We start from the raw sequence: 8,719 nt of genomic DNA on the forward strand, positions 1-8,719 counted from the left end.
CGAAGGTGCGCACCTGCTCGGCGCGCGCCCGGGCCGCCCGGACCTGCTCGGGGCCGGGGTGCACGACGACCGTCCCCGCCGCCCCGTCGACGAGCACGACGTCCCCGGCGGCGAGCGCGGCGCTCGCGCCCGTCGCCGCGACGACGGCCGGGATGCCCATCGCGTTGGCGACGATCGCGGTGTGCGACGTGGGCCCCGCCCCGTCGGTGACGATCGCGAGCACGCGCGCCGGGTCGAGCGCGGCGGTCGCCGAGGGTGCGAGGTCCGGGGCGACGAGCACGTACGGCTCGGCGTGCTCCGGCACGCCCGGCGCCGGGCGGCCCGTGAGCGCGGCCACGAGGCGGTCGCGCACGTCGAGCACGTCGCGGGCCCGCTCGGCGAGGTGCCCACCGAGCTCGGCGAACTGCCGCGCGACGTCGTCGGCGGCCTCCCACACCGCGCGCTCGGGCACGAGGTGCTCCTCGAGCACACGCCGGCGCGCGTCGGCCGCGAGCGTCGGGTCGGCCGCCATCGCGGCCGTCGCGTCGAGCACGTCGCGCGCGTCCCCCTCGGCGGCGCCCGCGGCGCGCTCCAGGTCGGCCGCGACGTCGCGCGCCGCGTCGTCGACGCGGCGGGCCTCGGCCTCGTGGTCCGCGCGCGGGGGGAGGCGGAGCCCAGCGGCGGGCTCGGCGATCGGCTCCGGCATGAGCACCACCGGCCCGGCCACCGTCCCGGGGCAGACGCCGATGCCCGTGATCACGTGCTGCGACTCGTCCTCGGGTCCCACGTCCTCGTCTCCTGCGTCGATCCGGGTGACAACCGTGCCAGGAGACTAGGCTGTTCCTCGGGTGAACGACACCCCGACACCCCGGGTCCACCCGCCCGGGGCCTCCCGCCCTCGCCTCAGGAGACCTTCGATGAGCACCCCCGCAGACACCAAGGCCCAGCAGATCCTCTCCGCGCTCGGGGGGCAGGGCAACGTCGTGGACCTCGAGCCGTGCATCACGCGCCTGCGCGTGGAGGTCACCGACCCCCAGCTGGTCGACGAGGCGCAGCTCAAGGCCACCGGCGCGTTCGGCGTCGTGCGGTCGGGGCGCGTCGTGCAGGTGATCGTCGGCCCGGAGGCCGACAACCTCGCGGCCGAGCTCGACGGTTTGCGCTGAGCCCCGTGGCCGGCGCGCGTCCGGGTCCCGACGGCGGGACGGCGGACGCGCTGGTCGTGCGCAGCCCGCTCGCGGGCACCGTGGTCCGGCTCGAGGACGTGCCCGACCCCGTGTTCGCGCAGGCGATGGTCGGGCCGGGTGTCGCGCTCGAGCCGGCCGAGGACGGGACGCGCGTCGTCGCGCCCGCCGACGGCCGGGTGGCCACGGTCTTCCCGCACGCGATCGCGCTCGAGACCGCGTCGGGCCGTACGGTGCTCGTGCACCTCGGCATCGACACCGTGAGGCTCGCGGGCGCCGGCTTCACCGTGCACGTCGCGGCGGGCGACGACGTCCGGGCCGGGGACGAGCTCGTCACCTGGACGCCGGGCGACGTCGCGGCGGCGGGCCTCGCGACGGTCTGCCCGGTGGTCGCGCTCCAGGGCGAGGCCGACGCGGTCGAGGTGCTCGTCCGGCCCGGCGCCGAGGTTCAGGCGGGGGAGCCCTTGCTCGCCTGGTCCTGAGCGACGGCCGTCGCGGCGGCCGCGCCGCGGGCGGCCGACGGGGCCGCGGGGGAGTGGTCGAGGACGACGACCTGCTGCGCGCCCGCGAGCGGGATGCGCGCGTCGGACAGCGCCTCGCGGACCGCTGCGCGCAGCGCGCGCCCGACCTCCCACTGCATCGCCGCCTGCGTCTTGAGCTGCACCTTGAGCAGGAGCGCCTCGGCGGTGACCTCCTCGATCCCGAGGACCTCCGGGGCCTCGAGGACGTGCTCGCCGAGCACCGGGTCGGCCCGCACGCCCTCGGCCGCCTGGAGCAGGACCGAGCGGACCTGCTCGACGTCGGCGTGGTAGGCGACCCGGACGTCGACGACCGCGCGGCCCCACTCCTGGGTGAGGTTGCCCGTGCGCAGGATCTCGCCGTTGCGCACGTACCACAGCGTCCCGTCGACGGCACGCACCTTCGTCACGCGCAGCGCGACCTCCTCGACGGTCCCGACGACCTCGCCGAAGTCGACGACGTCACCGACCCCGTACTGGTCCTCGAGCAGCATGAACGTGCCGGACAGGAAGTCCTTGACGAGGCTCTGCGCGCCGAAGCCAAGCGCGACGCCCGCGATGCCCGCGGAGGCGAGGAACGGGCCGATGTTCAGGCCCAGCTCGGCGAGCACCATGAGCACCACCGTGGTGCCGATGAGGATGTTCGCCGCGGACCGCAGCACCGAGCCGATGGTCCGGGCGCGCGCCGCGCGACGCGCGTTGGCGAGGGGGTTCGCGCGCAGCAGCGCGCCCCCGACGGGGGACCGGCCGACTCCCCGGGCACGGGTGGTCCGCAGCGTCGGGGTGCCCTCGGCGATGTGCTCGCTCACCTTGCGGATGAGCCGGCGCACCAGGGCGAGCGTGACGAAGCCGATCACGAGGATGAGGAGCACCCGCAGGGGCACGCCCACGAACCACTCCATCCAGGAGTCGGGGTCGCTCGGGTCGAACGGTTCCGGGTCGGCTCCGGTCGGGCCGGGGATGGAGGAGAGCATGCGCGGCAGGCTACCTGCCGCGTCTGGGCGCGCCGTGCCCGAGAACCTGCCCGGATGTGCACGTTCTGGCAGGATGCGGTGCGTGAGCGAACCTCCGCAGTCCGAGCTGCCCGAGCCCCTGGTCCGGCTCGCCCACGCCCACGGCGTGGCGTCGGACTTCTCGGGTTTCGACGGCACGAGACGCGAGGTGCGGGCGTCGACGCTCGTGGCGGTCCTCGAGGCGCTCGGCGTGCCGGCGTCCTCGCCCGAGCGCGTCGACGTCAGCCTCGAGCACGTGCGCGACGACGAGTGGCGCCAGATGCTGCCGCCGAGCCTCGTCGTGCGCCAGGGGGACACGGTGCAGGTCCCGGTGCACGTGACCGACGGTGCCGCGGTCGAGGTGTGGGTCGAGCTCGAGGCCGAGCAGTCCGCGCGCACCGGACGGCACGCCCGCCGCGCCGCACGCCCGACCCGGGCGCTGCGGCAGCTCGACGTGCACGTCGAGCCCCGCACCGTCGACGGCCGCCTCGTCGGCCGCGCGACGTTCGAGGTCCCGGCGGACCTGCCTTTGGGCTGGCACGACCTGCACGCGACGAGCGAGGGCAGCCAGGCGCGCGCGACGCTCGTCGTGACGCCGCAGCGGCTGGAGCTGCCCCCGGCCGTCGCCGAGCGCCCCGCCTGGGGCTTCATGGCCCAGCTGTACTCGGTGCGCTCGCGCGCGTCGTGGGGCGTGGGCGACCTCGCGGACCTCGCCGACCTCGCGTGGCTCGCGGCGCACGAGGCCGGTGCCGACTTCGTCCTCGTCAACCCGCTGCACGCGGCCGAGCCGCGCACGCCGATGACGCCGTCGCCCTACCTGCCGACGAGCCGGCGCTTCGTCAACCCGCTGTACATCCGTGTCGAGGACATCCGCGAGACCGCGTACCTGTCCGCGGCCGACCGCTCCCTCGTCGAGTGGGCCTTCGACCCCGTCCGCGCCCTGAGCACCGACCCCGGGCCGGTGGACCGCGACGCCTCCTGGGAGGCGAAGAAGGCCGCGCTCGAGGTCGTGTTCACCGCGCCGCGCTCGACGGCGCGCCAGGCGTCCTTCGAGGCGTTCCGCGCGGAGCAGGGCCAGGGCCTCGAGGACTTCGCGACGTGGTGCGCGCTCGTCGACCACTACGGCGACCGCGACTGGCCGCCCGGCGCTCAGGACCCGTCGAGCCCGGTCGTCGCGGCGCTGCGCGAGCAGCTGTCCGACCGCGTCGAGTTCTACTGCTGGCTCCAGTGGGTCGCCGACGAGCAGCTGCGCGTCGCCCAGCGCACCGCGCGCGAGGCGGGCATGGCGGTGGGGATCATGCACGACCTCGCGGTCGGCGTGCACCCGGAGGGCGCCGACGTCTGGGCGAACCGGGGTGTGCTCGCGACCGGCGTGTCCGTGGGCGCACCCCCGGACATGTACAACCAGCAGGGGCAGAACTGGTCCCAGCCGCCGTGGCACCCCAAGGAGCTCGCCCGGGCCGGCTACGCGCCGTACCGCGACATGCTCCGCACCGTCCTGCGGCACGCCGGCGCGATCCGGATCGACCACATCATCGGCCTCTTCCGGCTGTGGTGGATCCCGGGCGGGGCGCGCGCGGACGCGGGGGCGTACGTCCGGTACGACCACGAGGCGCTCATCGGCATCCTGTGCCTCGAGGCGCACCGCGCGGGCGCGGTCGTCATCGGCGAGGACCTCGGTGTCTTCGAGCCGTGGGTGCGCGACTACCTCGCCGAGCGCGGCGTGCTCGGCACGTCGGTGCTGTGGTTCGAGCGGACCGAGGACGGCGCCCCGCTGCCGCCCGAGGACTACCGTCCGCTCACGCTCGCGACCGTCACGACGCACGACCTGCCGCCCACCGCCGGTTACCTCGCCGGCGAGCACGTCGAGCTGCGCGAGCGCCTCGGCGTCCTCAACGAGCCGGTCGCCGAGGTCCGCCGCAAGGCCCGCGAGGAGCGCGACGCCATGGTGGCGTTCCTCGCCGAGCGCGGCCTCGTGGGCGACGACCCGTCCGAGCGCGAGCTCGTGGAGGCGCTGCACCGCGTCATCCGCCGGACCCCGGCCGCCCTGCTCGGCGTCTCGCTCGCCGACGCGGTGGGCGAGCGGCGCTCGCAGAACCAGCCCGGCACGGACACCGAGTACCCCAACTGGAAGGTGCCGCTCGGCGACGCGTCGGGGAACGTCGTGATGCTCGAGGACCTGTTCGACAGCGCGCGCCTGCGCTCGCTCGCCGCGGCGATGAACGAGCCCCTCTGACGCGGGAGGGGTCCGCCACCCCGAGGTGACGCCCCACGTCGGAGGTAGGGCCCCGGTCGGCCGACCAGGGCCCTACCCCGCGTGGGTGTCAGGCGCGCGCGTCGGCGGCCTGGGCGGTCAGCGCGCGCTCCACGCCGGCCAGGTTCTCGACGACGAGGCGCCGCAGCGCCGGCGCCGCGTCGGCGTTCGCGTCGAGCCAGTCGCGCGTCGCGTCGCGCAGCGCGGCGCTCGCCAGCGGCGCGGGGTACAGGCCCGTGACCAGCGCCTCCGCGATGTGGTACGACCGCTCGTCCCACAGCGGGAGGAGCGCGTCGAAGTACGCACCGACGACCGGCGCGAGCGTGGCCGGGTCGTTGACGTGCTGGAAGCCCTGCGTCGTGGCCCGTACGATCGCGTTCGGGGCCTCGTCCGAGCCGACGAGCCGGTCGAACGCGGCGCGCTTGGCCTCGGAGGAGGGCACGGTCGCGCGGGCGCGCGCGGCGGACTGCTGGCCCGTCGCGGTCGAGTCGGCCGCGAGCGTCTCCTCGATCTCGGCGTCGTCCGCGAGGTCGAGCAGCACGAGGCCCTCGAGGATCTCCCAGCGCAGGTCCGTGTCGATCTCCAGCCCTTCGAGCCCGGCCGAGCCGTCGACGAGGGAGCGCAGGGCGTCGCCGTGCGCCGGCGTCGAGGCCAGGTGGGCGAAGAACTTCACGAGCTGGAACTGCAGGTCTGACCCGGGCTGCGCGTCGCGGGCGAGCCGCCACAGCGCGTCACCGACCTCGACGAGCGTGTCGGCACGCCGCTCGGGCGCGACGTACGTCTTCGCGGCGAGCGCGAGCTGGTTGAGCGTCGTGCGGATGGTCGTCGACTCGGTCTCCCGCGCGATGTTGGCGAGCACGAGGCGCACGTAGTCGCTCGCCGGGGTCTCGCCGTCGCGCGTCGCGTCCCAGGCGGCGCCCCACACGAGCGAGCGCGCGAGCGGGTCGGTGATGTCGGCAAGGTGCGCGGTGGCGACCTCGAGCGACGCCGGGTCGAGGCGGATCTTCGCGTAGGCGAGGTCGTCGTCGTTGAGCAGCACGAGCTGCGGCCGGTCGAGGCCGCGGAGCTCGGGGATCTCGGTGCGCGGGCCGTCGACGTCGACCTCGACGCGGTGGGTGCGCACGAGCGCCCCGTCGCGCAGGTCGTAGAAGCCGATGCCGAGGCGGTGCGGGCGCAGGGTGGGGTGGTCGGCCGGGGCGGACTGCACGACCGTGAAGGAGACGACGCGGTCGTGCGCGTCGAGCTCGATCTCCGGGCGCAGCGTGTTGACGCCCGCCGTCTCGAGCCACTTCGCCGACCAGTCGGTGAGGTCGCGGCCGCTCGTCGCCTCGAGCTCCACGAGGAGGTCGCGCAGCTCGGTGTTGCCCCAGGCGTGCTTGCGGAAGTACGCGGCGACGCCGGCGAGGAACTGCTCCTGGCCCACCCACGCGACGAGCTGCTTGAGCACCGACGCGCCCTTGGCGTAGGTGATGCCGTCGAAGTTGACGAACACGTCCTCGAGGTTGTTGATCGTCGCGACGATGGGGTGCGTCGAGGGCAGCTGGTCCTGGCGGTACGCCCAGGACTTCTCCATCGCGGCGAACGTCGTCCACGCCTCGGTCCACTCGGTGGCCTCGGCGGTCGCGAGCGTCGAGGCGTACTCGGCGAACGACTCGTTGAGCCACAGGTCGTTCCACCACTTCATGGTCACGAGGTCGCCGAACCACATGTGCGCGAGCTCGTGGAGGATCGTCACGACGCGGCGCTCCTTGACGGCGTCGGTGACCTTGGAGCGGAAGACGTAGGTCTCGGTGAACGTCACGCAGCCCGCGTTCTCCATCGCGCCCATGTTGTACTCGGGCACGAAGAGCTGGTCGTACTTGGCGAACGGGTACGGGTGCTCGAACGCCTTCTCGAAGAACGCGAAGCCCTCGCGCGTCTTGTCGAACACGTAGTCGGCGTCGAGGTGCTCGGCGAGCGACGCGCGGGCGAACACGCCGAGGGGGATCGTGCGGCCGTCGGACGACGTGAGCTCGCTGCGCTCCACGACGTACGGGCCGGCGACGAGCGCCGTGATGTAGGAGGACATGCGCGAGGTGGGCTCGAACGCCCAGCGCGCGACCTCGACGTCGCCGGCGCCGGTGCCCGTGGGATCGGCGACGGTGCCGAGGGCCTCCGGCTCGGGCGTCGGCTGGTTGCTCACCACCTGCCACGCCGCCGGCGCGGTGACGGTGAACGCGAACGTCGCCTTGAGGTCGGGCTGCTCGAAGACCGTGAAGACGCGGCGCGCGTCCGGCACCTCGAACTGGGTGTACAGGTAGACCTCGCCGTCGACCGGGTCGACGAAGCGGTGCAGGCCCTCACCGGTGTTCGTGTACGCGCAGTCCGCCACGACGCGCAGCTCGTTCTCCGCGGCCAGGTCCTCGAGCGCGATCCGGGAGTCCGCGAACACCTGCGCGGGGTCGAGCACGCGCCCGTTGAGCACGACCTCGTGCACCGTCGGCGCGACGAGGTCGACGAACGTCGACGCGCCTTCGGTCGCGGTGAACCGCACCACGGTCGTCGAGGCGAACGTCGTCGCCCCCGTCGTCAGGTCCAGCGCGACGTCGTAGGACTGGACGTCGACGATCCCCGCGCGCTCGATCGCCTCGGCGCGGGTGAGGTTCTCTCCGGGCACTGCAACTCCTCGGTCTCGGTGGGGGCCTGGTGGGCCTCGCCCGATCATCCCACGCAGCGCCGCGGCCACCGGCGGGAATAACCGGGCGGCCCGGCGCGTCGGACCAGGGGGCCCAGCCCCACAGACCGGGCCCCGACGAGCCCCCGACCAGACCCCCGGACAGATGGAGACCCGACCCGTGACTCTCGCCGCCACCTCGGAGACGACCGCCCCCGCCCCGACCGGGGCCGACGCGCGCGTCGCCGACTTCTGGTTCGACCCGATGTGCCCGTGGGCGTGGATGACGAGCCGCTGGATGGGCGAGGTGGAGAAGGTCCGCGACGTCACCGTCCGGTGGCACGTGATGAGCCTCGCGGTGCTCAACGAGGGCCGCGACCTGCCCGCCGACTACCGCGCGCTCATGGACCGGGCGTGGGGGCCGGTGCGCGTCGTGACCGCCGCCCGCGCCGAGCACGGCGACGACGTCGTCAAGCCGCTCTACGACGCCATCGGCACGCGCCTGCACCCGGGCGGCCGCGACGACGACGCCGCGGTCCTCGCCGAGGCCCTCGCCGAGGTGGGCCTGCCGGCCGAGCTCGCCCGGTACGCGCACGAGGACACCTACGACGAGCAGCTGCGCGCGTCGCACGCGGAGGGCATCTCGCGCGTCGGCGAGGACGTCGGCACGCCGGTCGTCGCGTTCGCCGGCACGGCGTTCTTCGGCCCGGTCGTCACGCCCGCCCCGAAGGGCGAGGACGCGGGGCGCCTGTGGGACGGCTGCGTGCTGGTCGCCTCCACGCCCGGGTTCTTCGAGCTGAAGCGCACGCGCACGCAGGGTCCCGTCTTCGACTGAGCGGCCCGGAGCGCCTCGCCGGCGCCCCGGCAGGACGCCGCCGGCACCGCGGCCGGACGGGTTCCCAGCGTTCGTCGAGGTTCGACCGCTGCGGGTGGCTCGTGCCATGCTTCGTCGGTCGCGGGCCGCGTCGTCGACGGCCCGTCGCCCGGCGGCGGCCGGGCGACCCGACGAGAGAGCCCGACGAGAGAGTCCGCGAGGAGCCGAGCATGTCCCCGAATGCACCCGTGCCCCCACCGCCGCCGCCGCCCGGTGGCGCGCCGGTGCCCGCGGGCGAGCAGGGCGCGTCGGCGTGGCGGCAGGCCGC

General features: G+C 74.8%; 7 protein-coding genes. 4 read left to right on the forward strand and 3 right to left on the reverse strand.

Going from position 1 to position 8,719, the window contains the following annotated elements:
• The coding region (locus tag JZ5iCDA_RS13250) for a PEP-utilizing enzyme (RefSeq protein ID WP_366246672.1) at positions 1-766 on the reverse strand (766 nt) is incomplete at its 3' end.
• Positions 767-896: 130 nt separating this feature from the next.
• Here JZ5iCDA_RS13250 and JZ5iCDA_RS13255 point away from each other — a divergent pair.
• Both JZ5iCDA_RS13255 and JZ5iCDA_RS13260 read left to right on the forward strand, forming a co-directional pair.
• On the forward strand, positions 897-1,142 hold the full coding sequence (locus tag JZ5iCDA_RS13255; protein WP_069387602.1) for a glucose PTS transporter subunit EIIB: 246 nt from the start codon (positions 897-899) through the stop codon (positions 1,140-1,142).
• A gap of 5 nt (positions 1,143-1,147) precedes the next feature.
• The gene (locus JZ5iCDA_RS13260; RefSeq protein ID WP_069387603.1) at positions 1,148-1,642 is read left to right on the forward strand and encodes a PTS sugar transporter subunit IIA; all 495 of its coding nucleotides are present in this window, start codon (positions 1,148-1,150) and stop codon (positions 1,640-1,642) included.
• Here the strand turns inward: JZ5iCDA_RS13260 and JZ5iCDA_RS13265 are convergent.
• A complete protein-coding gene (locus tag JZ5iCDA_RS13265; RefSeq protein WP_069387604.1) occupies positions 1,609-2,652 on the reverse strand; it encodes a mechanosensitive ion channel family protein in 1,044 nt (347 codons plus the stop codon). The genes JZ5iCDA_RS13260 and JZ5iCDA_RS13265 overlap by 34 nt on opposite strands.
• A 73-nt stretch (positions 2,653-2,725) precedes the next feature.
• Here JZ5iCDA_RS13265 and malQ point away from each other — a divergent pair, with 73 nt between their 5' ends.
• On the forward strand, positions 2,726-4,906 hold the full coding sequence (gene malQ, locus JZ5iCDA_RS13270) for a 4-alpha-glucanotransferase (RefSeq protein WP_069387605.1): 2,181 nt from the start codon (positions 2,726-2,728) through the stop codon (positions 4,904-4,906).
• Positions 4,907-4,994: 88 nt separating this feature from the next.
• Here the strand turns inward: malQ and pepN are convergent, their stop codons facing one another.
• A complete protein-coding gene (pepN, locus tag JZ5iCDA_RS13275) occupies positions 4,995-7,580 on the reverse strand; it encodes an aminopeptidase N (protein WP_069387606.1) in 2,586 nt (861 codons plus the stop codon).
• Between the two features lie 178 nt (positions 7,581-7,758).
• On the opposite strand from pepN, the gene JZ5iCDA_RS13280 reads away from it, so the two are divergent.
• Positions 7,759-8,412 (forward strand): mycothiol-dependent nitroreductase Rv2466c family protein, encoded by a 654-nt coding sequence (locus JZ5iCDA_RS13280; protein WP_290438814.1) that lies wholly within the window; start codon positions 7,759-7,761, stop codon positions 8,410-8,412.
• The last annotated feature ends 307 nt before the right edge of the window (positions 8,413-8,719 follow it).

This window comes from Cellulosimicrobium cellulans, from assembly GCF_001722485.1.
In the GTDB taxonomy this organism is placed as follows: Bacteria; Actinomycetota; Actinomycetes; order Actinomycetales; family Cellulomonadaceae; genus Cellulosimicrobium; species Cellulosimicrobium cellulans_A.

Coding starts and splice junctions, on each gene's coding strand:
- JZ5iCDA_RS13255 (WP_069387602.1), top strand. CDS start 897: ATGAGCACCCCCGCAGACACCAAGGCCCAGCAGATCCTCTCCGCGCTC.
- JZ5iCDA_RS13265 (WP_069387604.1), bottom strand. CDS start 2,652: ATGCTCTCCTCCATCCCCGGCCCGACCGGAGCCGACCCGGAACCGTTC.
- malQ (WP_069387605.1), top strand. CDS start 2,726: ATGCGGTGCGTGAGCGAACCTCCGCAGTCCGAGCTGCCCGAGCCCCTG.